Source organism: Actinomycetospora sp. ABD4_176 (genome assembly GCF_056311855.1).
In genome coordinates this window covers 59136-81564 of the sequence record NZ_CM149974.1, presented here as the reverse complement: position 1 = coordinate 81564, position 22429 = coordinate 59136, and the positions used below count along the sequence as shown (strand labels likewise).

Sequence of the window (22429 nt, the reverse complement as noted above, 5' to 3'; positions counted from 1 at the left end):
ATGGACGCACTGCTGTTCACCGCCGAGGAAGCCGCTGAAATCCTCAAGATCAGCCGCTGCAAGGTCTACGACCTGCTCCGGAACCGCGAGCTGCGTTCCATCAAGATCGGTGGCTCGCGGCGCATCCCCCGCACCGCGCTGGAGGAGTACGTCTCCCAGCTGGTCGAAGCGGAAGCGGTCGCGTAATGGCCGGCGACGACCGCGGCCGACGTCGAAAGGTCAACGGCGAGGGAACGATCACCAAGCGCAGTGACGGCCGCTGGACCGGCGCCGCGTACGTCTACACGACCTCGGGGGCGATCCGCCGGAAGTGGGTCTACGGACGCAGCTTCGAGGAGGTCCGAGGCAAGCTCGACCAGCTCAAGGCCCGGTCCGCCAACGGCGATGCGGCGCCGGACGGCTCCACCCCGCTCGGGGACTTCCTCGACGAGTGGCTGAAGGAAGTGGCGATCGAGAAGCGGGCCACGACCTGGCAGGGCTACGAGTCGGCGGTCCGGCTGCACATCAAGCCGGCGCTCGGGCGCAAGCGGTTGGAGAAGCTCACCGGCGCGGAGGTCCGCGCGTTCATGGCCGGCCTGCGCGAGAAGTGCTTGTGCTGCGCGAACGGCCGGGACCGCCACAAGCCGCGCGAGGAGCAGTGCTGCTCGGCCGGCCGCTGCTGTGGTTCTCACCCGTCGGTGCGGCAGCTCCAGTACGTCCACGCGGTGCTGCGGAACGCTCTCGGGCACGCCGAGCGCATGGAGCTGGTCCCGCGCAATGTCGCCAAGCTCGTGAAGGTCAAGACACCGAAGTACAAGATCGGCAAGGGGCTGCCGGTCGCTCAGGCGCGCGCATTGCTCGCGGCCGCCGAGGACACGCGCTTCTCCGCCGCTTACGTCCTGGCCGCAACGCTGGGCCTGCGCCGCGGTGAGCTGCTCGGGCTGCGTTGGCAGGACGTCGACTTCGAGGCGGCGACGCTCACCGTCGAGCAGACCGTCCAGCGAGTCGGCGACCGACTCATCGTCGAGCGGGCCAAGACCGAGGCGTCAGAGGCGACGATCCCGCTACCGAAGGTGACCCGGAAGGCGCTGCTCGCCCATCGCGAACGCCAGGACGCCGACCGGGCCGAGGCGCGCGAGTGCTGGCAGGACCACGGCCTCGTGTTCGCCACGCAGATCGGGACGCCGATCGAGCCGCGCGCCCTGGATCGAGACTTCTCGCTGCTGCGGGTCCGCGCCGGCCTGCCGGCGGTCCGGCTCCACGACCTGCGCCACACCGTGGTGAGCCTGCTGCTGAGCCTCGGCACTCCCCCGCACGTCGTGCAGGCCATCGCCCGCCACGCGGACATCGACGTGACCATGACGATCTACGCCCACACCAACCTCGACGCCATGCGCCAGGCCCTCGACGCCATCGACTGGGAGGGCGAGTGATGTCCCGTTGTTGTCAGGCTGTTGTCAGGAGGGGGTCAGCGACCGCCCTCGCGACCACGTCAACGCAGGTCACATACGGTCGGGGTGGCGGGATTCGAACCCACGGCCCCTCGCTCCCAAAGCGAGTGCGCTACCAAGCTGCGCCACACCCCGTGGCGGCGAGTCTAGGGGCGGGGTCCGCCGACCGCGGAGGCGCCGCTGCCTCCCGGCCCGGTGATGACGACGGTCAGTCCAGCCCGCGGACGATGTGGTCGTCCTCGATGCCCTCGACCCCGTCGATGACCTCGCGTGCGGTGTTCATCCCCGACTCCCTTCCTCGATGGCGTCCGACGTACCCAGGGTGGCGTGGAGTAGATACCTACCGGGCCGTACTCGTAGGACGTCACGCTCGGCTGATCGTTCCAGTCGATCGGTCAAGACACGATCGGGATCGTTCAGGAGCCGGTCGCCGGGCCGTCACGTCATGGTCAGGGCGTGGTCCCGGCGCGGTCCGGACGCCGGTGCCCCAGGCGGCCGAGCGGGGAGAACCCATCCGCTACGGTGGTCGCGGGCCTCATCGGCCCGCCGCGGGCGTAGCTCAATGGTAGAGCCCCAGTCTTCCAAACTGGCTACGCGGGTTCGATTCCCGTCGCCCGCTCCACGGCGTTCGCGCTGGTCAGCGCGGTGCCGGCCGCGTCGGCAGGGCGTGGCGTCTGCTCCTGGTGCCTTCGCCGTGTGATTGACATGCGATCAGCCGGAGGCTTCGAGGCTCTCCGGACAGCCGCGTCGGGCACCCTCGGTGCATGGTCCAGATCGCCGGCAGCCGGGTCGCCCTGCGCGCCTTCGAGCCCTCCGATGCCGAGGTCGCGTGGCGCTGGAGGCACGATCCCGCAGTCGTGCGCTGGCTGGAGACCGGGCTTCCGGAGTCGTTCCACCAGTTCCAGAGCCGCTTCGACGTGGTCACGCGTCCTTGCTACGAGCGCCTCGACCTCGCCATCGAGCCCCTCGCCGACCGCACCTTGGTCGGACTCGTCGGTCTGCGGGGAGCCAAGCCCGAGATCGGGGACGCCGAGCTCGCCGTCTACATCGGCGAGACCGACTACTGGGGTCGTGGTCTCGGCACCGACGCCGTCCGCACCATCTGCCGCTACGGCTTCGACGTCATGCGCCTGCACAAGGTCTGGCTCAGCGTGTTCCCCCAGAACGAGAGCGCTCGCCACGTGTACGACAAGCTCGGATTCGTCGAGGAGGGCCGGTTGCGCGAGGGCTACCGCGCCGAAGGTGCCTGGCACGACAAGCTGATCATGGGTCTGTTCTCGCACGAGCTGCGAGACTGACAACTGCCGGCGACGCCACGCGGGGTCCAACCGTGGCCGAGCCGCGTAGTCGCCTAATAACGTTATTGACTTATATAAGTCTCGATCGGCAGAGTACGCGCTCGTGCACGCGTTCGACGTCCTCGGCGACCCGGTGCGCCGGCGCGTCCTGGAACTGCTCGCCGACGGCGAGCAGACCTCCGGTGCGATCACGGAGGTGATCCAGGCCGAGTTCGGGCTCTCCCAGCCGGCGGTCTCCCAACATCTGCGCGTGCTGCGTGACAGCGGCTTCGCGTCGGTGCGAGCAGCGGGCACCCGCCGGTTCTACGCCGTCGAGCCCGCGCCGCTGAGCGAGGTCGACGCGTGGTTGGACCGGTTCCGCCGGTTGTGGGACCAGCGCCTCGATGCTCTCGAGACCGAGCTGGCCCGGGGCAGGCGCGCGGCTCGGAGCCGGACCGGCGACGTCCTCGCCCGACCGCCGGAGCGCGGCACGGACCCAGACACGACCGATCCGACCGCGAAGGGGACGTGACGATGAAGGATGTGCTCGACGAGCTGGCCGCTGCCCGCCGGACGATGGGGACGGCGACCCTGCCCGCCGGCGAGGCCTACACCGTGGAGCTCCGGCGCCGCTACGACGCGCACCTCGACGACGTGTGGGACGCCATCACCAACCCCGAGCGACTGAGCCGTTGGATGAAGCCGGTCACCGGCGACCTGCGCGTCGGCGGGGCCTTCGAGCTGGAGGGCGGCGAGCACGGTGAGATCCTCCGGTGCGAGCCGCCGCGGCTGCTGCGGGTGTCCTGGATGTTCGGGCCCGATGCCGACGAGTGGCCGGGCACGAGCGAGGTCGAGGTGCGCCTGTCTCCAGGCTCGGCCGGGGACACCGAGTTCGAGCTGGTCCATGCCGCGGCCGTCGGAGAGCCCATGTTCCCCACCTATGGTCCCGGCGCCGGAGGCGTCGGCTGGGACCTGCACCTCCTCACCCTCGCCAGGTTCCTGAGCGGTGGCCACGTTCTCGACCACGAGGAGTTCGAGGCTTCGCCTGCCGGACACGAGTTCAGCCGGCGCAGCGCCGCCGCCTGGGGCGAGGCCCACCTGGCCGCCGGCGGCGAACCGGACCACGTCGCGGCCGCGGTCGAGGCCACGACCGCGTTCTACACCTCCACCGGGGACGCGGCGACGCAGCCGAGCGGCTCGCCGCTGAGCTGAGGAGCTTGCCGCGCGGGCGCCGTCCCCGCCCCCCGGCAAGACCGCACCTCAACGGGTCGCTGGTGCGACGGCCCGACGGCTGTCGACGCCCGAGACCACGATCATGACCGCGGTGAGCGCGAGGGTCGCGACGGCGATCGTCGACAGCGCCGCGTCGAGGGGCAGCGCGATCGTGAGGACGCCGACCAGCAGGGTCGGGAGCCCGGCGCCCAGGTAGAAGGCGGAGTAGACGGCCGCGGCGGTGCCGCTGGCCCGCTCCGCCGTGGCCGTGGTGGCGACGGCGGTGGTCGCCCCGCCGTAGAGCAGGCCGTTGGCCAGCCCGGCGACGACACAGGCGGTCAGGACCGCGGTGAGCGAGCCGACGCCGAGCGCGAGGACCACGAGTGACGTGGCCAGGGCGACCAGGCCCGCGAGCTGGGCACGGCGGGGTCCCAGTCGACCGACCGCGGGGATGGTCACCGTCGACCAGACGAGCAGCGCACCGGCGAGACCTCCGGCCAGGAGCGGGTCATCGAGGTCGAGGAAGCGTTCGGCGACCGAGGAGATCAGCCCGAGGAAGAGACCGACCACGGCCCAGCCGAGGAACCCGTTCACGGCGGCGACGACGAGGGCCCTCCGCGCGCTGCGGGTCGTCCCGGCCCCGCCGGGCGCCGTGCGCACGATCGAGGCCCCGGGGTCGCGCACGGTCCCGAGCCCGATGAACACGACGGCGAGCAGGACGAGGTTCACCCCGAAGGGCAGGAGGCCGGGAGCAGGCCCGAACCCGGTGAGTGCTCCCCCGAGGACGGGGCCCGCACCCGTGCCGAGGGTGAACACGACAGCGGACACCCCGCCCGCGCGCACCTTGTCCGCACCGCTGGTCGCGACCGCGACCCCGGCGCCGGTGACGACGGCGAGCGCGATGCCGTAGGCGACACGACCGAGGATCAGCCAGGCGGTGCTCGGCGCGAGGGCGAGGGCGAGGGATCCCGCGGCGGCGATGACGATGCCGCAACGCATGACGCGACGCGGGGAGAACCGGTCGCCCAGGGCGCCCAGCAGGAAGACCGCAGGGACGCTGACCAGGGGGTACACGGCGTAGACGGCCGTGAGCGTCACGTCGGTGAAGCCGAGCTGCGCCTGGTAGGCGGGGTAGAGCGGGCTCGGGATCCCGGCACCGGCGGCCCCGAGGGCGAGCAGCGCGAGCGCCCACGCCTGCGCGGGTCGGGAGTGCGCCCGGGTCGAGGGGTCGGTCGGGGCAGGCGCGGCAGCGGTCACGGCGTCGACGATGCGCACCGCGATCGTTCAGCACCAGCGCACGCTTCTTCACCGAGCGCGTAGCATCGCTACATGATCGACCCGCGGTTGAGGACGCTGCAGCTCGTGGCCCACCACGGCTCGGTCAGTGCGGCCGCGAGGGCGTTGCACTTCACGTCGTCCGCCGTGTCGCAGCAGCTGCGCGGGCTCTCCGACGAGCTCGGGGTGGCGCTGGTGCGCCAGGTCGGACGTCGCATGGAGCCCACGGCGGCGGGCCACGTCCTGCTGCGTCACGCGGAGGCGCTGCACGCCCGCGCCGAGACCGCGCGCGCGGAGCTGGCCGGCGCCGAGGACACACCGGGCACGATCGGGCTGTGCGGGTTCTCGACCGCGGCGACGAGGTTCCTCGTCCCCACGGCCGCCGCCCTGCGCGAGCGCTTCCCCGCCCTGGCGATCCAGGTCGTCGAGGCCGAGCCGGCGCGCTGCATCGACCTGCTGCTGGCCGGCGACTGCGACCTCGCGCTGCTCGTGGTCGACGACCGCGTCCCGCCCGCGACCGACCGTCGCTTCGAGCAGCACCCCGTGCACGACGACCCGATCGACCTCGCCGTCCCGGTCGGGCACCCCCTGACCACCCGGCCCGAGGTGACGCTGCGGGACGCGGCCGCCGAGCCGTTCATCACCTGCCGGCCCGACAGCGCGTACCACCGGCTCACCCTCGCCGCGTGCCAGGCGGCCGGCTTCCGCCCGACCGTCGCCCACCACGCCGACGAGTGGGACACCGGCACCGCGCTCGTCGCCCACGGTTTCGGGATCTTCATGCTCCCGCGGCTGGCCCCGGTGCACCCCGGCACCGACATCGTCCGCCTGCGCCTCGGCGGACGCGCGGCCCCGGTCCGGCGGATCGTCGCGGTGACCCGCGCCGGCGCCGCCGCCCAGCCCGTGATCAGCCACGCGCTGACGTCGATCACGGACATCGCCGGGTCGATCGCGGAGTGACCCGACCCCGACGCCGTGGCGAGGGGGCGCCGCCCTCACGCCCGGTCGGACGCGGGCGCCGGCAGCTCGGCGCCGACCCGCTGGGCCCCGATGACCGCGAGCAGCTGGAGCTTCTCGTGGCTCTCGCTGCCCGGGACGGCGGTGTAGACGAAGAGCCGGTGCGACTGGTCGGGGTCGAGCAGCGTCTGGCAGTTCAGCGTCAGCGTCCCCAGCTCGGGGTGGACGAGGCGTTTGGTGTCGGCCGGGTGCAGGCCGACCTCGTGGTCGTCCCACAGCCGGCGGAACTCCGCGCTCTCGGCGCGCAGGAGGTCCACGAACGCGGCGGCCCGGGAGCCGGGCCCGCGCATCGTCGCGATCTGGCGCAGGCCCGCGGCGTACATCCGCGAGAGGAACGCGTGGTCCTCGGGTGCGTAGAGCGCGCGCGTGGCGGGGTCGGTGAACCACCGGTAGCCGCGGCTGCGCGCCGGGCCGGTGTAGTGGGTCGTGTCGCCGGTGAGCGCGACGCCCATCGGTGTCTGACGCAGGGTCTCGCCGAGCTCGGTGACGATCTCGGCGGGGGTGTCGACGAGCCGGTCGAGGATGCGCAGCAGGCCGGGGCTGATGTGTTCGCTGGCCGCGCCGCGGGCGGGCGGCTGGTGCCCGACGAGTCGGAAGAGGTGGTCGCGCTCGTCGAGCGACAGGTGCAGGCCCTGCGCGATCGACGCGATCATCTGCTCCGAGGGCTGCGGGCCGCGCTCGCGCTCGAGGCGCGCGTAGTAGTCGGTCGACATGTGGCACAGCGCCGCGACCTCCTCGCGCCGCAGCCCGCTCGTGCGGCGGCGCTGCCCCCGCGGCAGGCCGACGTCCTCGGGCTGCAGCGACTCGCGACGGCGCCGGAGGAACGCCGCCAGCCCGGCCCGATCGATCATCGTCGTCCCGCCCTCTCCTCGGTGCTCCCTCGTTCCTACCGGCACGGAGCTCCGGAGAGCCACGGATCGTCGATCCCCCCTTCGGCCGCACGGTGGCGATGGCCGTGCGGCGGGGCGGTCCCGTCAGCCACGGATCGGCAGGCCGTGGTTGTCGCCGCGGCGACGGGCGAGTGTCGAGGGCGTCCACCCCCGACGCCCCAGGAGCGCTCCCATGACGAACGATCTCGCGGCCGCCCCGACCGAGCGGTTCGCCACCGCTCGTCCTGCCGCTCACCGGCTCGAGGACCGGCCCGACGACCAGCCGGACGACCAGACCGACGACCACACCGACGACCAGCCGACGACATTGTCCGCGGCGCTGCGCCGCAGCCTCGCGCGGTCCGGGGGCATGACGGGCATCCTCGTCGCCGGCCTGCCCGCGATCGCCTTCGTCGCCGCCGACGCCGTGGGCGGGCTGACCTGGGCGTTCATCGCCCTCGCCGTCGCCGCGCCCGTGGCCTTCGGCGTCCGGCTGGCCCGCCGCGAGTCGCTGCGGGGCGCGCTGATCGGTCTCGCCGTCGCCGGCGTCTGCGCGGGCATCGCCGCCTTCTCCGGCGAGGCGCGGGCCTTCTTCCTGCTGCCGACCCTCATCCCCGCGGTGCTCGGGGTGGTCTTCCTCGGCTCGGTCCTCGTGCGCCGACCGGTTACCGGCATGATCTTCAACCGCCTCGTCGGCGGCCCCGCGGACTGGCGCGAGCACGCCCGCCTGCTGCGCGTCTACACCCTCAGCACGCTCGCCGCCGTCGCGTTCCACGCCGTGAACCTCGTCGCGCGCGGGTTCGCCTACCTCGCCGACCAGCCGGCCGTCCTCGCCGCCCTCGGCGTCGCGGCCGCCCCCGTCTTCGCCGTCATCGCCGCCGTCACCCTCGTCGCCGCCCGCCGCGCGATCACGGCCGCTCCGTAGCCGGCCCCGATCTCGGACCTCCAGGAGGAACCATGTCCCGCACGCCCTTCACCGTCCCCGACCTCACCGGCCGCCGCGCCGTCGTCACCGGCGCCAGCGACGGCATCGGCGTCGGCATCGCCCGGCGACTGGCCGCCGCGGGAGCCGAGGTGGTGCTGCCGGTCCGCAACCCGCGCAAGGGCGAGGCGGCCCTCGGCGCCATCCGCGAGCAGGTCCCCGGCGCCGCGGTGTCGCTGCGCGAGCTCGACCTGTCCTCGCTCGCCTCGGTCGCCGCGCTCGGCGCCGCGATGCGCGAGGAGGACCGGCCGATCGACCTGCTCATCAACAACGCTGGCGTCATGACCCCGCCGGAGCGGCAGACCACCGTCGACGGCTTCGAGCTGCAGTGGGGCACCAACCACCTCGGCCACGTCGCCCTCGTGGCCCAGCTCCTGCCGCTGCTGCGCGCCGCGCGCGGCCGGGTGACCTCCCAGCTCAGCATCGCCGCCCGCGTCGGGTCGATCGACTGGGACGACCTGAACGCGGAGCGCTCCTACGACGGGATGCGCGCCTACCGGCGGTCGAAGATCGCGTTCGGGCTCTTCGCGCTCGAGCTCGACCGCCGCAGCCGCGCCGGCGGCTGGGGCATCACGAGCAACGCCGCGCACCCGGGCATCGCGCCGTCGAACCTGCTCATGGCCCGCCCCGAGCTCGGGCGTTCCGAGGCGGTGCGCGGCCGCAGGGTGATCGGCTTCCTGTCCGCCCACGGCATCCTCGCCGGCACCGCCGAGAGCGCCGGGCTCCCCGCCCTCTACGCCGCGACGTCGTCGCGGGCCCGCAGCGGGCACTTCTACGGTCCCCAGGGCCTCGGCGGCCTGGGCGGCCCGCCCGGGGAGCAGAAGTCGTGGCCGACGCTGCGCAGCATCGAGGAGGCCGAGCGGGTCTGGCGGGTCTCGCAGGAGATGACGGGGGTGTCGTTCCCCGCGACGTCCCCGCAGGCGGCGCCGCGCGCCTGACGGCGAGGGACGCCCGTGGACGGCCGGTCGGCCGCCCGCGGGCGCCCTGTCGTGCCGGCACCGTCAGGCGGCGGCGCCGAACCACCGGGGCAGCGTCGCCGACAGCCCCTCCTGGTCCTCGCCGGCCCACGCCACGTGGCCGTCCGGGCGCAGCAGCGCCGCCGGGACGTCGAGCTCCTCGCTGACGTCGACGACGTGGTCGACGCGGTCGGCCCAGCCCGCCACCGTCAGCGCGCCGGTCTGGTCGAGCAGCAGCCCGCGGCCCTCGTGCAGCAGCGCGTACAGCCGCCCCCGCTCCAGCCCGATGTCGCGCAGCCGCCGGCCGACGAGGTCGTGCCCGCCGCCGAGGTCGTAGCGGACCGCCGTGCGGGTGATCTTCTCGGTGAGGTGGCGCCGGACGTCCTCGTAGGCCAGGAGCTCGGTGACCAGCCGCCGGACCGCGCGGGCACCGGGCTCGGTGGACATCAGCTCCATCTGCGCCCGCGAGCTCCACAGGACGTCCGCACCCGCCGGGTGCCGCTCGGCCTCGTAGGTGTCGAGCAGCCCGTCCGGCGCCCAGCCGGCGACCGCCGCGGCGAGCTTCCACCCCAGGTTGACCGCGTCCTGGATGCCGAGGTTGAGCCCCTGCCCGCCCACCGGCGGGTGGACGTGCGCCGCGTCGCCGGCCAGGAGGACGCGGCCCACCCGGTAGCGCTCGGCCTGGCGGGTGGCGTCGCCGAAGCGGGAGAGCCAGCGCGGGGAGTGGACGCCGAGGTCGGTGCCCGCGACCGCCCGCAGCTGCCCGCGCACCTCGTCGAGGGTGGGCGGCACGGAGCGGTCCGCGGCGACCCCGTCGGCGGGGACCACGACCCGGTACACCTCGTCGCCGGCGAGGGACCCGACGCCGAAGCGCAGCTGGGTGCGGCGGACGTCGGCGACGACCGCGGCCACCGTCTCCGGCGACTCCCCCACCTCCATCTCGCCGATCAGCGTTTCGGTCCGCGACGGCTCGCCGGTGAACGGAACGCCGAGCAGCCGGCGCACGGTGCTGCGCCCGCCGTCGCAACCGACGACGTAGCGCGCCCGGCGCTGCGTACCGTCGTCGAGCGCCACGGTCACGCCCTCGGCGTCCTGCTCGAGGCCCACCACCGCGACGCCGCGCCGGACGTCGGCGCCGAGCTCGGCGGCGCGCTCGGCGAGCAGCCGGTCGGTGGTGGGCTGCGGGATGGCGAGGACGTAGGCGTGGGCGGAGTCGAGCCGCTCGGGCGGGGGCGAGGGGATGGCGGCGAAGAAGCCGCCGACGGGGTGCTGGGTCCCGACGGCGAGGAAGCGGTCGAGCACGCCGCGCTGGTCGAGGATCTCGATGCTGCGCGCGTGCAGCCCCAGCGAGCGCACGACCGGGGTGGGCTCCGCGTCCCGGTCGAGCACGAGCACGTCCACGCCGTGCAGGCGCAGCTCGCTCGCCAGCACCAGTCCCGCAGGGCCGGCACCGACGACGATCACGTCGGACAAGAATCCTCCCGGGAAACGCAACGACGATTCCGCGCGAATGCGCAGGGCGCGCATTCTGCGGAAGGCACCGGGCCTTGCCACAAGTCCCCCGGTGCGCTATACGGTGGACATGGCCGGGGAATTCCCGGCGACGGTCAGGATGCGGTGGCGCGCCGCCGACGTCCGACCAGCCCGAGCCCGATGTACATGCCGAGCAGGGCGACGGCGAGGCCCGCGACGGCGTGGCCCGTCAGGGGCTCGCCGAGGAGCGGGACGGCGGCGAGCGCCGTGACCGCCGGGACGAGGTTGAGCAGCGAGCTCACGTGCACTGTCGAGCGCCGCCGCAGCAGCACGAACATCAGCGCGAACGCGCCCGCGGAGTTCACCACACCGAGCCAGAGCGAGGTCCACCAGCCGGCGGCGTCGGCGGGCAGCCAGGCGGCGCCCAGGAACGGCAGGGCGGCCGCGGTGACGACCAGCGAGGTCCCCATCTGCACGGCGACGCTCGTCGCGACGGGCGTGTCGTCGTTGAACCGCTTCTGGTACAGGGTGCCGGCGGCCATCGACAGCGCGCCGAGCACCGGCAGCACGATCGTCGTGCCGAGGTCCCCGCCGAGGCGGTCGGACAGGACGATGTAGACCCCGCACGCCCCGACGATCAGGCCGATCACGGGCGCCGCGCCGAGGCGGGTGGACAGCACCAGCGGCGTGAGCAGGCCGACGAGCAGCGGCGCCATGCCGAGCACGAGGCTGGTGACGCCCGCCGGGACGCCCGCGGCGAGCCCGGAGTAGCAGAAGGCGAACTGCCCGACCTGCAGCAGCAGGGCCGTCACGACGAGGTGGCCCCACGCCCGTCCCCGCGGCAGCGCGGGCCGGGTGGCGACGACCGCGACCAGCACCACCGCGAACGCGACGAGGAACCGCCACAGCAGCACCGTCGGCACCGCCATGTGCGCGGTGGCGATCTTGCCGACGACGAACCCGGAGGCGTAGACGGGCACGAACAGGACGCTGAGGACCGGGACGACCCAGGCCCGCGACGGGGCCGGCCCCGCGACGCCGGACGGGCCGGCGGCCACGGGCCCGGCGCGCCTGTCACGGAGCATGGCCTCCAGTCCATAGCACCGCTAACGACAACGCAAACGGTCGCCCGTCACACCGTCAGAGGGCCGCGTACAGCGCCGATTCGAAGTCGCCGTAGAGCTTCCACGCCTCGTGCTCGCTGATGAACGGCAGCGAGTTCGTGTAGATCGAGGCGCAGATGCCCGTGCTGCGGTCGATCCAGAAGTGGGTGTTGAGCAGGCCCGCCCACGCCCCGCTCCACGCCCGGCGCCGTCCGGGGACGTCGTCGGTGTTGAGCAGCAGGCCGTAGCCCCAGGTCCAGCCCGGTCCGAGGTGCAGGACGTCGGTGGTGGCCGGGTCGGCCGACGCGATCTCCTCGGGGAAGGGCAGGCCACCGAGCTGGTCGGAGAACGCCGCGTCGACGGTCTCCTGGCGCAGGATGCGCGTGCCGTCGAGCTCGCCGCCGCGCAGCAGCGCGCGCTCGAACCGGATGTAGTCGCGCGGGGTGGAGTGCAGGCCGTGGCCGCCCGCCCACCACTCGGGGTCGTCGGGCAGGAGCTTGCCGGCGTTGGTCCACGCGCCGTCCTCGCCGCGGACGTGTACCGGGGTCTTGTTGCCCTGCTGCGCGTCGCCGAGGGCGAACACGGTGTCGTCCATGCCGAGCGGGCCGGTGACGTTGTCCTTGACGACGACGTCGAGCGTCGTGCCGGCGACGGCCTCGACGACGAGCCCGAGCCAGTCGGTGTTGATGCCGTACTCGAAGCGCGTGCCGGGGTCGGTGACCATCGGTGCCAGCAGCGCGCGCCGCAGGCCCGGAACGACGTTCGGGTGGCCGGTGAGCTGCTCGTAGCGGTGGAGGTCGGCGTTCCAGAACCAGTAGCTCAGCCCCGAGGTGTGGGTGACGAGGTGCCTCACCGTCGCCTTCGTCGCGGGCGCGCGCAGGCGCGGCGTGTCCCCGTCGAAGCCGTCGAGCACCTGGATCCGGGCGAACTCCGGCACGTACTGCTCGACCGGCGCGTCGAGGTCCAGCTCGCCGCGCTCCACCTGCTGCAGCGCGGTGGTCGTCGCGACCATCTTGGTCATCGACATGATCCGGAAGTGCGTGCTCGTGGAGACCTGGTCGGGCTCCCCCACCGCGCGCGGCCCGACGGCGCCCTCGTAGAACACGCCGTCCGCGTCGGCGGCGATCGCCGCGACGTGGGGCACGTGCCCGGCGTCGACGGCGGCCGCCAGCACCCCGTCGATGCCGGAGCCGTCGATCGTCCTGCTCATGGCTGGCCCTCCTCGAGTGATCGGGACCACCAGTGTGCGGGGCGCCACACTGTGCGGCGACCCGACGAACGGAGGGGTGGCACATGCACCTCGCGTGGAACCCGATGCTGGTCGAGCAGGTCGACTTCCAGTGGCGGGGCTTCCGGGCCCGCCTCGACGGCCTGACCGACGAGCAGTACCTCTGGGAGCCCGCGCCCGGCGCGTGGAGCGTGCGGCCGCGCGGTACGTCCCCCTGGCCGATGGCCGCCGGCGCGGGCGACCTGGTCATCGACTTCGCGTTCCCCGAGCCCGACCCGCCGCCGGTCACGACCATCGCCTGGCGGCTCGGCCACGTCATCGTCGGCGTGCTCGCGATGCGGGTGGCCGGCCATTTCGGCGGGCCGCCGGTGGACTACGCCGGCCATCACTACGCCGGTACCGCGGTCGAGGCCCGCGCCCAGCTCGACGAGGCCTACGCGGCCTGGGTGGCGGGGGTGCGCGGGCTCGGCGAGGCCGGTCTCACCGAACCGTGCGGCCCGAGCGAGGGGCCGTACGCCGAGGAGCCGATGGCCCTGCTGGTGCTGCACATCAACCGCGAGCTGCTCCACCACGGCGCCGAGATCGCCCTGCTGCTCGATCTGCACCGCGCGCGGATCGGCTGACCCGGCCTCCGGCATCATGGGCGCCGATGGCCACCGGCACGGCGGACGCGACCGCGACGACGGATCCGCTCCCCCGGCGCCGGGCGCGGCCACCGCGGTGGCTCGTCGGGGTCCTCGCGGGGCTCGCCGCGGCGCTCCTGGTCGTCCTCGCGACCCGCCTGCTCACGGGGACCCCGCTCGGCGTCGAGGACAACGGCGACGGCTACCGGCTCTTCTGCGGCGCCGGCCTCACCCCGCTCACGGCCGACGGCTACGCGAGCTGGCGCGGCGGCTGGACCACCGACTACGCCGTCGGCCCGCCGACCTGCGAGGACCCGGTCCCCTCCTCGGCGCTCTCCATCGCGCGGGCGACGACGGCACTGACCGGGACCACGTGGTCGCCGGTGGTGCTGGGCTGGACGTACGCGGTGCTGGTCGGGCTGGTCGTGGGGCTCGGCGCGTGGGCGGCGTCGGCCGCGGGCCACCGGCGGGCGCTGGTCGTCGCGGCCCCGGTGCTCCCGCTGGCCGCCGCGACGTTCTCGCGCTTCTTCGTCTCCACCTACAGCGAGCCGGCCGGGCTGCTCGGCGCCGTGACCGCGGGCGTCGGGGTCGCCGCGGTGCTCGCCACGCGCCGCGAGCACCGGGCCGCGCGGGTCGTCGCCCTCGCGCTGACCGCGGCCGGGGGCCTGGTGGCGACGACGGCGAAGGTCGCCTACGTCCCGCTGCTCGCCGCGGCGGTGCTCGTCTGCGCGGCGACGGCGGTCGGGACCGCGCGCCCGCGCCGCGCCGGGCCGGCGATCGCGCTGGTCACGACGCTGCTCGCCGTCGTCCCGGTGACCGCGGCGCTCGCCCGCCAGCAACAGTTCTACGCGCCGGTCAACGCCCACAACCTGGTGTTCACGACGGTCCTGCTCGAGGTCGGGCCGTCGGCGACGCCCCTGGTGGGTTTGCCGCCCGAGGCCGTCGAGCTCACCGGCAACGGCTACTTCAACGGCCCGCCGCGCCCCGACGGGGTCCCGTGGTGGGAGGGCGCGATCCTCGGCCGGCCCGGCGAGACCCGCGTGGCGGCGCTCGTCGTGCTCGCCGAGCACCCCTCGGCGGCCGCGCGGGCGGTGGGCGTGGGCCTGCAGGCCACCACCCTCGCCGACCTGCCCTACCTGGATGCGCTGCCCGCACCCGCGACGGCGCTCTCCTCGCCGGACGGGCACCCCGGATGGTCGGGGGCGCGCCAGCCCGACCTCGCGCAGGTCCTGCAGGACACCCGCCGCCCGCCGTGGTTGCCGTCCGCGCTGGTGGTGGTCGCCCTCGCGGCCGCGGCGACCGCGCGGTGGCAGGGCCGGGCGGGGCGGTGGTCGCTGGCCGCCGGTCTCACGGCGGGGACCGCCCTCGCGCTCGTCGTCGTGGCGGTGGCCGGCGACGGCTACTTCGAGATCTTCAAGCACGTGTGGCTCGCGGCGTACCTGCTGGCGGTGTCGGGGCTCGCGCTGGTCGGGGCTCTCGTCACCGCGGTGGTGGCCCGCCGGGAGCAGGGCCGTCGGGGGTAGGGCCGTCGGGAGTAGGAAGGAGCCGTGCGCGCGTACGGCTTCCGCCGCCCCGGCGGCCCCGACCAGCAGGCCTTCCTCGACGTCCCGGTGCCCGAGCCGGGGCCCGGCGAGCTGCTCGTGCGGGTGCGCGCCGCGGGCGTCAACCCGGGCGACTGGCGGCTGCGCGACGGCGAGTACGGGCACACCGGGTCGGCGGTGCTGGGCCGCGAGGTGGCGGGCACGGTCGTCGCGACCGGGCCGGACGTCACGGGCTTCGCGCCGGGCGACGAGGTGTTCGGCGGCTGCCCGGGGATGGTCGGCGGCTGGGCCGAGCAGGCGCTGGTGACCGCGTCGTTCGCGGCGCACCGCCCGACCGCCGTCCCGCCCCGGGACGCGGCCGCGCTGCCCGTGGCGGCCGGCACGGCGTACGACGCGCTCGAGGCGCTGGCCCTGCCGGCGGGCGCGACGCTCGTGGTCAACGGTGCGGGCGGCGGAGTCGGCATCCCGACCGTGCAGCTGGCGCGGGCGCGCGGCCTGCACGTGGTCGGCGTCGCGAGCGAGGGCAAGCAGGACCTGCTGAGCGAGCTCGGGGCGACAGCGGTCGTCGGCGGCCCCGAGGTGGCGCACCACGTCCGCGTGGCGGCTCCCGACGGCGTCGACGGAGTGTTCGACCTCGTCGGCGGGGACGCCCTGCGCGCGGTCGCGACGCTCGTCGACCCGGCCCACCTGTTCTCCGTCGCCGACAAGCCCCTCGTCGCCGAGCTCGGCGGGCGCGACGTGCCCCGCGACCGCAGCACCGCGGTGCTCGACGCCCTCGCCGCGCGCGTCGCGGCGGGCGACCTGGATCCGTGGGTGCGCACGGTCGTCCCGTTCGCGCGGGCCGCCGACGCGCTCGCGGCCGTGGAGGACGGGCACGTGCTGGGCAAGGTCGTGCTCGATCTGAGCAGCTGATCCCGTCCGGAGCAGGTGATGTCACGGTGCGCGAACACCACGGATGGCATTTCACCCGAACGTCTTACTCATCACTCCGTCGAGCGGTTCGAGAGGCCGTCCGCCGTGGCGCTTTCGCCCGTTCGGAGTCACCGGCACGACCGTCCGTTTGACTGAGCATGTGTTCAGCGAACGACCCCTCGATGAACCCTCGCTCATCGGCTCGGGAGACTCCTCCACGCCGCGGTCGACGCGGTGTCCGTGACCCGAAGGGAGTCCCCATGACCCGACTGCAGCGCCTCGCCGCCGCCACCGCCCTCGCCGGTGCTGGCAGCCTCGCCCTCGCCGGCGTGGCGAGCGCGTCCGAGTCCCACTCGTCGGACGGCGAGTCGACCCACGAGAGCAGCGACCGCAACGGCCTGGTCGGCGGCCTCGTCGGGGCGGGCGGCGAGCTCGTCGGCGGCGTCGGCGGCCTGCTGGGCGGCGTCACGGGGGCGGCCGACAGCGTGCTGGGGAGCGACGCTGTCGCCGACGTGGTCGACGGCCTGATCTGAGCCACCGCGTCCCGACCCGTCGGGGGTATCGGGGCGCCGAGGCCGGTCAGGTGAGGTGACGGGTGCGGGTCCCGGTGGCGCCGGAATCGCCACCGGGACCCGCACCCGTCGCATGTTGCACGACCCCGGGGCCGCGGGGAGGGTGTGGCGGTGCCGGTGCCCGACGAGCCCACCCCGCCCGGCGGGACCCCCCGCGCCGGCTCGCGTGCCGAGGCCCGGGAGCGCACGCACGCCGGGCTGCTCGACGCCGCCGCGTCCGTGTTCGCCGAGAAGGGCTACGGCGCCGCGTCGGTCGGCGAGATCGCCCGCACCGCCGGGGTGTCCGTCGGCTCGATCTACGCGCACTTCGCGGGCAAGCAGGACCTCTTCCTCGCCCTCATGGACCGCCGCCGCGTCGCCGAGATGGCCGAGGCCCGGGGGCACCTCGCCGACGGCCTCCCGTCCGCGCTGCACGACCTCGACCACCGCGTCGCGGCCACCGCCGACGACGGGCGCGCGGCCCTCCTCGCCGCCGAGGCCTGGCTCTACGCGATGCGCGACCCCGACTTCGGCGCCGACCTCGCCGCCCACCAGGAGCGCCTGCGCGCCGACCTGCTCCCCCTCATCCGCGCCGAGCGCGAGCGCCGGGGCGCGACGTGGTCGCTCCGCGACGAGGAGGTCGCGACGGTGGCCCTGGGCCTGTTCACCGGGCTCGTGCAGCACCGTCGCCTCGACCGCGACAGCGTGCCGGCCGACCTCTACGGGCGGGCGCTGCTTGCGCTGCTGGACGGGCTCGCCTAGGGCTCGGTTCGGTCCCCGGTCCGGTCGTCGGTCCGGTCGTCGGTCCGGTCGACCGGCCCGTCCCCCGCCGGCGTCGGCGCCAGCCGCCGCAGCCCGTGGTAGCCGACGATGACGACGATCGTGCCCAGGGCGATCCCCGACAGCGACCCGCCGCCGACGCTCAGCGCGACGTCGCCGATGCCGATGACGATGCCCGCGGCGAGCGGGACGAGGACCTCGGGGCGCGAGAAGTCGACCTTGTTCTCCACCCAGATCCGCGCCCCGAGCAGGCCGATCATGCCGTAGAGCACCACTGTGATGCCGCCGAGCACGCCGCCCGGCGTGGCCGCGACGACCGCGCCGAACTTGGGGCAGAAGCCGATCGCGAGCGCGACGACCGCGGCCACCCAGTACGCCGCGGTGGAGTACACGCGGGTCGCCGCCATGACGCCGATGTTCTCCGCGTACGTGGTGGTCGGCGAGCCGCCGACACCGCCGGCCACCGCCGTCGCGATGCCGTCGGCGGCCAGCGCGCGTCCGAGGTAGGGGTCGAGGTCCTCGCGGGTCATGTTGGCGACGGCCTTGACGTGCCCGGTGTTCTCGGCGATGAGCGCGATCGCCACGGGCACGACCAGGAGGATCGCCGAGGCGCTGAAGGCGGGGAGGTGCAGGCCGGGAGCCGCCGGCGTCCCCAGCGGCAGGCCGATCCACGGCGCGTCGGCCACCCCGGACAGGTCCACGCGCGGGTGGGTGGACACGACGCCCGACGCGTCGGGACCCGTGATCGGCCCGAGCAGCGCGTCGAGCAGCAGAGACAGGCCGTACCCGACGACGAGCCCGACGAGCACCCCGAGCCGGCCCAGCATCCCGCGCCCGGCCACCGCGGTGACCATGACGACGAGCATCGTGATCACCGCGACGACCTCGTCCTGCGGCCAGTAGGTGCCGGCGACCACCGGGGCGAGGTTGAAGCCGATGAGCAGCACGACCGCGCCGGTGACGGCCGGCGGCAGCACCGCGGACACGGTGCGGGCGCCGCCGAGGTGCACGGCCAGCCCGACCAGCGCGACCACCACCCCGCAGACCGCGATCGCACCCGTCACCTCGGCGCTGGTGCCGCCGTCGGCCCGGACCGCGGCCACCACCCCGACGAACGACGCGCTCGTGCCGAGGTAGCTGGGCACCCGCCCGCGCGTCATCAGCAGGAACAGCATCGTCGCGAGGCCCGAGAGCAGGATCGCGAGGTTCGGGTCGAGGCCCATGAGCACGGGGAAGACGAACGTCGCCCCGAACATCGCGAGGACGTGCTGGGCGCCGAGGCCCACCGTGCGGCCCCACGACAGCCGCTCCTCGGGCCGTACCACCTCGCCCGGTGCGGGCGCGCGCCCGTCGCCGTGCAGCGTCCATCCCCTGATCACGGGCGACACCCTAGGGCCGATCACCCGGGGCGGGCGGCCATCCCGTCGAGCAGCAGGTGCAGGTAGCGCCGCCAGCGGCGGGCGTCGTGCTCGGCGGTGACGACGGCCATGTGCACGACGACGGGCAGGTCCTCGGGCACGAGGTCGGGCCGCACCACGCCGGCGGCCTGCCCGCGACGCAGCAGCTCGCCCAGCGGCGCCAGGGTGCGGGCGGCGAGCTCGGGGGTGAACGCCCCGGTCGCCTTCGCCGCGGCGAGCAGCCCGCGGTGGCGGGTGACGCCGTCGACGAGGCCCTCGAGGACCCCGGTCAGCGCCGCCCACGGGTCGTCGACGGCGGCGGCGCGCGCCAGCAGCGGCTCGACGGACTCGGCGACGTAGTCCTCGAGGACCGCGGCGACGAGCTCGTCGCGCCCGGCGAAACGGCGGTAGAGCGTGGAGGGCGCCACCCCCGCCCGCCGGGCGACCTCCTCGAGCGCCACGTCCGGCCCGCCGGCCTCGAGCGCCGCGCGGGCCGCGGCGAGGATCGCGGCGTGGTTGCGCGCCGCGTCCGCGCGCAGCGGGCGTGCCACCGGATTGGGCGGGGCGGACATCCCGGTCAGCCTAACCCGGGGTGGGGCGCCTCACTCCTCCACTCACTCCTCCACTCACTCCTCCACGAGCGCCAGCGCCCCCGACGGGCACTGGGCGACGGCGTTGCGGACCTCGGCCTCCTGCTCGGCCGACGGGTGGTCCTGCAGCACCACGACGAGGGCGTCGTCGTCCTGGTCGAAGACGTCCTCGGCGGCGAGCACGCAGTTGCCGGCGCCGATGCAGACGTCGCGGTCGGCCTGGATCCTCATGGTCTCTCGTCTCCTCCGGTGGTGGTGGTCACCAGGTCACGGGCAGCGCGCGCAGCCCGTGCACGACGGTGGCCGAGCGGAACTCGACGTCCTCGAAGGGGATGCCCAGCGCGAGGCCCGGGAAGCGTCGCAGCAGCGCGGGGAACGCCACCGCCATCTCGGCCCGCGCCAGCGGCGCGCCGAGGCAATGGTGCACCCCGTGGCCGAACGCCACGTGCGGGGCGATCGTGCGGGTGACGTCGAGGTCGTCGGGGCGCTCGACGGCGGCGGGGTCGCGGTTGGCCGACGGCAGCGAGAGCACCAGCAGGTCGCCGGCCGCGACGGGTGTGCCGCCGACCGTCGTGTCCTCGCGCGCGGTGCGCGGGATCCCGGAGTGCACGACCGAGAGGAACCGCAGCAGCTCCTCGATGGCGGGGGCGACGGCGCCGGGCTCGTCGCGCACGAGGGCCAGCTGGTCGGGCGCGCGCAGCAGCGCGAGCGTGCCGAGCCCGAGCATGTTGGCGGTGGTCTCGTGCCCGGCGATGAGCAGCAGCGAGGCGATGCCGACGAGCTCGGCGCGCGTGAGGTCGTCGCCGTGCTCGCGCACCAGCATCCCGAGCATGTCGTCGCCGGGCGCGGCGAACGCGCGGTCGACGAGCTCGCCCATATAGGCGCGGGACTCGGCGGCGACCTGCCCGCGCTCCTCCAGCGAGCGGCTCAGGTCGATCTGCCGGGTCGCGCGGTCCTGGAACTCGTGGCGGTCGGCGTACGGGACCCCGAGCAGCTCGCAGATGACGAGGCTCGGCACCGGCAGGGCGAAGGCGCTGACGAGGTCCGCCGGCGGGCCGGCCGCGGCCATGGCGTCGAGGTGCTCGTCGACGATCTCGGTGATCCGCGGCTCGAGGCGCCGGATGCGCTTGACCGTGAACTCGCCGGTGAGCAGTCGGCGCAGCCGCGTGTGCTCGGGCGGGTCGGTGGCGAGCAGGTTGCCGGCGCGCGGGTCCTCGCCGTCCGGCGTGGGGATGCGGGGCATGCCGGTGTTGGTGAAGCGCTCGGCGTCGCCGAGGACCTCGCGCACGTCGGCGTACCGCGTCACGAGCCGGGCGGTCGTGCCGAACGCCGTCCGGACCGTCGGGAAGCCGTCCTCGTCGCGGGCGGCCTGCGTCTCCCCGACCGGGGCGAACCGGTCGCGCTGCATGTGCCGGGGGATGGTGGTGGTCATCGTCGCTCCCGTCGTCGGAGACCCGACGGTACGCGAAGTGGGAGCGGACTGCCGTTTCGTGTCCGTGAGGCCCGGACTGGCTACCCGGGGGCCATGGGTGCAGACGAGCGGATCGTCCTGGTGACCGGTGCGGGACGCGGGCTGGGCGTCGAGATCGCGCGCCAGCTGGTGTCGGCGGGGGCCACGGTGGTGTGCGCGGCCCGCGACACCGAGGCCGCCGCGTCGACGGCGAAGGAGCTCGGCGACGGGGCGTGGCCGCTGACCCTCGACGTCACCGAGTCCGAGTCGGTGCGGGCCGCGGTCGAGGCGGTCGACCGGCGCCACGGGCGGCTCGACGCGCTGGTGAACAACGCGGCCGTCAACTTCGACTCGGGCGCCGACCCGGTCGTCGAGGACCTCGAGGTCGCCGACGGGGCCTGGCGCACCAACGTGCTCGCGCCGTGGCGGCTGTCCCAGGCGTGCGCGCCGCTGCTGCGCGCGGGCCGCGACCCGGTGATCGTCAACGTGACGAGCGGGCTCGGCTCGCTGGCGCGGATGGGGGCGTCGTCGCCGGCCTACAGCGTGTCGAAGGCCGGCATCAACGCGCTGACCCGCGTGTTCGCCGACGCCCTGACACGCGAGGGGATCGCGGTGCACGCGGTCTCGCCCGGCTGGACCGCCACCGACATGGGCGGCGCGGGCGGGCGGCCGGTCGCCGACGGCGCGCGGGGCATCGTCGACGTCGTCCGCTCCCCCGGCTCCTTCCCCTCCGGCTCGTTCCTCCAGGACGGCGAGCACGTGCCGTGGTGACGCCCCTGACGTGAGCACTTTCATCCCCTATAGGGGCAGAAAGTGCTCACGTACCCAGGGCGCGGGCCGCGTCGACGAAGTGGGCGACGGCGGGCGAGCGGTCGGTGCGGCGCCAGGCGACCTGCAGCGCCACCATCGGCACGTCGCCCGACAGCGGCCGGAACACCACGCCCGGCGGGCGGAGGTTCGCGTAGTACGCGGGCTGCAGCGACACCCCGAGGCCCGCGGCGACCAGGCCCAGCTGGGTCTCGATGTCCGCACCCTCGGCGACGATGCGCGGGCTGAAGCCGTGGTCGCGGCAATAGCTCGTGATGATGTCGAAGAACGCCATCCCGAGCGGACGGGGCCACAGCACGAACGGCTCGTCGGCGAGCGCCTCCGGCGTGATCTCCTCGCGCCCGGCGAGCGGGTGGTCGCCGGGCAGGGCGGCCAGGAGCGGCTCGGAGACGAGGTGCTCGACGGCCACGGTCGCCGTCGGCGGGGCGGCGCGCACCAGGCCGACGTCGAGGCGCCCGTCGGCGATCGCGACGAGCTGCGCGGCGGTGTCCTGCTGGGAGACCTCGAGCTGCAGGTCGGGGAACTCGGCGCGCATCGCCCGCAGGATCTGCGGGGTGATCGAGGCGAGCGCCGTCCCCACCGAGCCCACCACGAGCAGCCCGACCGCCCCGTTCGCCGCCTGCGCGACGAGCGACTGCGCGCGCTCGGCCTCGAACAGCACCCGCGGCGCGGCGTCGAGCAGCACGCGCCCGGCCGGGGTCAGCTCGGTGGCGCGGCTCGAGCGGTCGAACAGGGCCGCGCCGAGCGCCTTCTCCAGCGACCGGATCTGCTGGGAGAGCGCGGGCTGGCTGACGTGCAGGCGTCGGGCCGCGCGGCTGAAGTGCAGCTCCGAGGCCACGGTGAGGAACACCCGCAGCTGCCGCAGCTCGACGTCCATTCCCCGATCCTGCCCCGGCGCGCGGGCCATAAGGCAGGGCTGATGACAGCAGAGGCAG

At 74.7% G+C, this 22429-nt stretch carries 24 protein-coding genes and 2 tRNA genes; 15 read left to right on the top strand and 11 right to left on the bottom strand.

The genetic code is table 11. From position 1 onward, the window contains the following. Positions 1-186, top strand: coding sequence for a helix-turn-helix domain-containing protein (locus ACYX4T_RS00345; RefSeq protein ID WP_337702146.1), 186 nt, complete (start codon positions 1-3; stop codon positions 184-186). Further along, positions 186-1412: a tyrosine-type recombinase/integrase gene (locus ACYX4T_RS00340; RefSeq protein WP_476012599.1), complete on the top strand. Its 1227-nt coding sequence runs from the start codon at positions 186-188 to the stop codon at positions 1410-1412. The genes ACYX4T_RS00345 and ACYX4T_RS00340 overlap by 1 nt, the downstream gene beginning before the upstream one ends. A 79-nt stretch (positions 1413-1491) precedes the next feature. Here the strand turns inward: ACYX4T_RS00340 and ACYX4T_RS00335 are convergent. Beyond that, positions 1492-1565: transfer RNA gene (locus ACYX4T_RS00335), tRNA-Pro, on the bottom strand. Between the two features lie 413 nt (positions 1566-1978). Here ACYX4T_RS00335 and ACYX4T_RS00330 point away from each other — a divergent pair. The 4 genes from ACYX4T_RS00330 to ACYX4T_RS00315 all read left to right on the top strand — a co-directional run bounded on the left by ACYX4T_RS00330 (position 1979) and on the right by ACYX4T_RS00315 (position 3919). Next, positions 1979-2052: transfer RNA gene (locus tag ACYX4T_RS00330), tRNA-Gly, on the top strand. Positions 2053-2194: 142 nt separating this feature from the next. Further along, positions 2195-2728, top strand: coding sequence for a GNAT family N-acetyltransferase (locus ACYX4T_RS00325; RefSeq protein ID WP_476012598.1), 534 nt, complete (start codon positions 2195-2197; stop codon positions 2726-2728). Positions 2729-2831: 103 nt separating this feature from the next. After that, entirely contained in the window at positions 2832-3239 is a 408-nt protein-coding gene (locus ACYX4T_RS00320) for an ArsR/SmtB family transcription factor (RefSeq protein ID WP_476012597.1), read from the top strand. A 2-nt stretch (positions 3240-3241) separates the two neighbouring features. After that, a complete protein-coding gene (locus tag ACYX4T_RS00315; RefSeq protein WP_476012596.1) occupies positions 3242-3919 on the top strand; it encodes an SRPBCC family protein in 678 nt (225 codons plus the stop codon). A gap of 48 nt (positions 3920-3967) precedes the next feature. On the opposite strand, the gene ACYX4T_RS00310 is transcribed toward ACYX4T_RS00315, so the two are convergent. Continuing rightward, positions 3968-5176: an MFS transporter gene (locus ACYX4T_RS00310; RefSeq protein ID WP_476012595.1), complete on the bottom strand. Its 1209-nt coding sequence runs from the start codon at positions 5174-5176 to the stop codon at positions 3968-3970. 72 nt (positions 5177-5248) lie between these two features. On the opposite strand from ACYX4T_RS00310, the gene ACYX4T_RS00305 reads away from it, so the two are divergent. Beyond that, a complete protein-coding gene (locus ACYX4T_RS00305; RefSeq protein WP_476012594.1) occupies positions 5249-6154 on the top strand; it encodes a LysR family transcriptional regulator in 906 nt (301 codons plus the stop codon). Between the two features lie 35 nt (positions 6155-6189). On the opposite strand, the gene ACYX4T_RS00300 is transcribed toward ACYX4T_RS00305, so the two are convergent. Further along, positions 6190-7062, bottom strand: a complete 873-nt coding sequence (locus tag ACYX4T_RS00300; RefSeq protein ID WP_476012593.1) for a helix-turn-helix transcriptional regulator — start codon at positions 7060-7062, stop codon at positions 6190-6192. A gap of 211 nt (positions 7063-7273) precedes the next feature. On the opposite strand from ACYX4T_RS00300, the gene ACYX4T_RS00295 reads away from it, so the two are divergent. After that, positions 7274-8005 carry a DUF3159 domain-containing protein gene (locus ACYX4T_RS00295; RefSeq protein ID WP_476012592.1) on the top strand — a complete coding sequence of 244 codons (732 nt, stop codon included), beginning with the start codon at positions 7274-7276 and terminating at the stop codon, positions 8003-8005. A 32-nt stretch (positions 8006-8037) separates the two neighbouring features. Beyond that, positions 8038-9000: an SDR family oxidoreductase gene (locus ACYX4T_RS00290; protein ID WP_476012591.1), complete on the top strand. Its 963-nt coding sequence runs from the start codon at positions 8038-8040 to the stop codon at positions 8998-9000. A 63-nt stretch (positions 9001-9063) separates the two neighbouring features. On the opposite strand, the gene rox is transcribed toward ACYX4T_RS00290, so the two are convergent. From rox to ACYX4T_RS00275, 3 genes are all read right to left on the bottom strand, one after another. After that, positions 9064-10491, bottom strand: coding sequence for a rifampin monooxygenase (rox, locus tag ACYX4T_RS00285; RefSeq protein ID WP_476012590.1), 1428 nt, complete (start codon positions 10489-10491; stop codon positions 9064-9066). A gap of 134 nt (positions 10492-10625) precedes the next feature. After that, on the bottom strand, positions 10626-11576 hold the full coding sequence (locus ACYX4T_RS00280; RefSeq protein WP_476012589.1) for a DMT family transporter: 951 nt from the start codon (positions 11574-11576) through the stop codon (positions 10626-10628). Positions 11577-11631: 55 nt separating this feature from the next. Then, positions 11632-12804, bottom strand: coding sequence for a serine hydrolase domain-containing protein (locus ACYX4T_RS00275; RefSeq protein WP_476012588.1), 1173 nt, complete (start codon positions 12802-12804; stop codon positions 11632-11634). An 83-nt stretch (positions 12805-12887) separates the two neighbouring features. Here ACYX4T_RS00275 and ACYX4T_RS00270 point away from each other — a divergent pair, with 83 nt between their 5' ends. From ACYX4T_RS00270 to ACYX4T_RS00250, 5 genes are all read left to right on the top strand, one after another. Then, on the top strand, positions 12888-13445 hold the full coding sequence (locus ACYX4T_RS00270) for a DinB family protein (protein ID WP_476012587.1): 558 nt from the start codon (positions 12888-12890) through the stop codon (positions 13443-13445). A 26-nt stretch (positions 13446-13471) separates the two neighbouring features. Continuing rightward, complete coding sequence (gene wsfD, locus ACYX4T_RS00265) at positions 13472-14968, top strand: glycan biosynthesis hexose transferase WsfD (RefSeq protein ID WP_476012586.1); 1497 nt, start codon at positions 13472-13474, stop codon at positions 14966-14968. A gap of 24 nt (positions 14969-14992) precedes the next feature. Continuing rightward, positions 14993-15898: an NADP-dependent oxidoreductase gene (locus ACYX4T_RS00260; protein ID WP_476012585.1), complete on the top strand. Its 906-nt coding sequence runs from the start codon at positions 14993-14995 to the stop codon at positions 15896-15898. 260 nt (positions 15899-16158) lie between these two features. Further along, positions 16159-16431, top strand: coding sequence for a hypothetical protein (locus ACYX4T_RS00255; RefSeq protein ID WP_476012584.1), 273 nt, complete (start codon positions 16159-16161; stop codon positions 16429-16431). 150 nt (positions 16432-16581) lie between these two features. Then, complete coding sequence (locus ACYX4T_RS00250; RefSeq protein WP_476012583.1) at positions 16582-17211, top strand: TetR/AcrR family transcriptional regulator; 630 nt, start codon at positions 16582-16584, stop codon at positions 17209-17211. On the opposite strand, the gene ACYX4T_RS00245 is transcribed toward ACYX4T_RS00250, so the two are convergent. The 4 genes from ACYX4T_RS00245 to ACYX4T_RS00230 are packed head-to-tail and all read right to left on the bottom strand — an operon-like array spanning position 17208 to position 20648. Continuing rightward, the gene (locus ACYX4T_RS00245; protein ID WP_476012582.1) at positions 17208-18617 is read right to left on the bottom strand and encodes a uracil-xanthine permease family protein; all 1410 of its coding nucleotides are present in this window, start codon (positions 18615-18617) and stop codon (positions 17208-17210) included. The two genes, ACYX4T_RS00250 and ACYX4T_RS00245, sit on opposite strands and share 4 nt — an antisense overlap. 11 nt (positions 18618-18628) lie before the next feature. Beyond that, positions 18629-19198, bottom strand: a complete 570-nt coding sequence (locus tag ACYX4T_RS00240) for a TetR/AcrR family transcriptional regulator (RefSeq protein WP_476012581.1) — start codon at positions 19196-19198, stop codon at positions 18629-18631. Between the two features lie 54 nt (positions 19199-19252). After that, a complete protein-coding gene (locus ACYX4T_RS00235) occupies positions 19253-19447 on the bottom strand; it encodes a ferredoxin (RefSeq protein ID WP_476012580.1) in 195 nt (64 codons plus the stop codon). A 28-nt stretch (positions 19448-19475) separates the two neighbouring features. Then, on the bottom strand, positions 19476-20648 hold the full coding sequence (locus tag ACYX4T_RS00230) for a cytochrome P450 (RefSeq protein ID WP_476012579.1): 1173 nt from the start codon (positions 20646-20648) through the stop codon (positions 19476-19478). Positions 20649-20741: 93 nt separating this feature from the next. Here ACYX4T_RS00230 and ACYX4T_RS00225 point away from each other — a divergent pair, with 93 nt between their 5' ends. Beyond that, positions 20742-21437 (top strand): SDR family NAD(P)-dependent oxidoreductase, encoded by a 696-nt coding sequence (locus ACYX4T_RS00225; RefSeq protein ID WP_476012578.1) that lies wholly within the window; start codon positions 20742-20744, stop codon positions 21435-21437. 46 nt (positions 21438-21483) lie between these two features. Here the strand turns inward: ACYX4T_RS00225 and ACYX4T_RS00220 are convergent, their stop codons facing one another. Further along, positions 21484-22371, bottom strand: coding sequence for a LysR family transcriptional regulator (locus tag ACYX4T_RS00220; RefSeq protein ID WP_476012577.1), 888 nt, complete (start codon positions 22369-22371; stop codon positions 21484-21486). Between the last annotated feature and the right edge of the window lie 58 nt (positions 22372-22429).

Bases quoted from the DNA above. Each gene is read 5' to 3' on its own strand.
- ACYX4T_RS00270 (WP_476012587.1), top strand. From the start codon at position 12,888: ATGCACCTCGCGTGGAACCCGATGCTGGTCGAGCAGGTCGACTTCCAG.
- ACYX4T_RS00300 (WP_476012593.1), bottom strand. From the start codon at position 7,062: ATGATCGATCGGGCCGGGCTGGCGGCGTTCCTCCGGCGCCGTCGCGAG.
- wsfD (WP_476012586.1), top strand. From the start codon at position 13,472: ATGGCCACCGGCACGGCGGACGCGACCGCGACGACGGATCCGCTCCCC.
- ACYX4T_RS00235 (WP_476012580.1), bottom strand. From the start codon at position 19,447: ATGAGGATCCAGGCCGACCGCGACGTCTGCATCGGCGCCGGCAACTGC.
- ACYX4T_RS00275 (WP_476012588.1), bottom strand. From the start codon at position 12,804: ATGAGCAGGACGATCGACGGCTCCGGCATCGACGGGGTGCTGGCGGCC.
- ACYX4T_RS00305 (WP_476012594.1), top strand. From the start codon at position 5,249: ATGATCGACCCGCGGTTGAGGACGCTGCAGCTCGTGGCCCACCACGGC.
- ACYX4T_RS00280 (WP_476012589.1), bottom strand. From the start codon at position 11,576: ATGCTCCGTGACAGGCGCGCCGGGCCCGTGGCCGCCGGCCCGTCCGGC.
- ACYX4T_RS00230 (WP_476012579.1), bottom strand. From the start codon at position 20,648: ATGACCACCACCATCCCCCGGCACATGCAGCGCGACCGGTTCGCCCCG.
- ACYX4T_RS00255 (WP_476012584.1), top strand. From the start codon at position 16,159: ATGACCCGACTGCAGCGCCTCGCCGCCGCCACCGCCCTCGCCGGTGCT.
- ACYX4T_RS00295 (WP_476012592.1), top strand. From the start codon at position 7,274: ATGACGAACGATCTCGCGGCCGCCCCGACCGAGCGGTTCGCCACCGCT.
- ACYX4T_RS00220 (WP_476012577.1), bottom strand. From the start codon at position 22,371: ATGGACGTCGAGCTGCGGCAGCTGCGGGTGTTCCTCACCGTGGCCTCG.
- ACYX4T_RS00225 (WP_476012578.1), top strand. From the start codon at position 20,742: ATGGGTGCAGACGAGCGGATCGTCCTGGTGACCGGTGCGGGACGCGGG.
- ACYX4T_RS00315 (WP_476012596.1), top strand. From the start codon at position 3,242: ATGAAGGATGTGCTCGACGAGCTGGCCGCTGCCCGCCGGACGATGGGG.
- ACYX4T_RS00240 (WP_476012581.1), bottom strand. From the start codon at position 19,198: ATGTCCGCCCCGCCCAATCCGGTGGCACGCCCGCTGCGCGCGGACGCG.
- ACYX4T_RS00345 (WP_337702146.1), top strand. From the start codon at position 1: ATGGACGCACTGCTGTTCACCGCCGAGGAAGCCGCTGAAATCCTCAAG.
- ACYX4T_RS00340 (WP_476012599.1), top strand. From the start codon at position 186: ATGGCCGGCGACGACCGCGGCCGACGTCGAAAGGTCAACGGCGAGGGA.
- ACYX4T_RS00325 (WP_476012598.1), top strand. From the start codon at position 2,195: ATGGTCCAGATCGCCGGCAGCCGGGTCGCCCTGCGCGCCTTCGAGCCC.
- ACYX4T_RS00290 (WP_476012591.1), top strand. From the start codon at position 8,038: ATGTCCCGCACGCCCTTCACCGTCCCCGACCTCACCGGCCGCCGCGCC.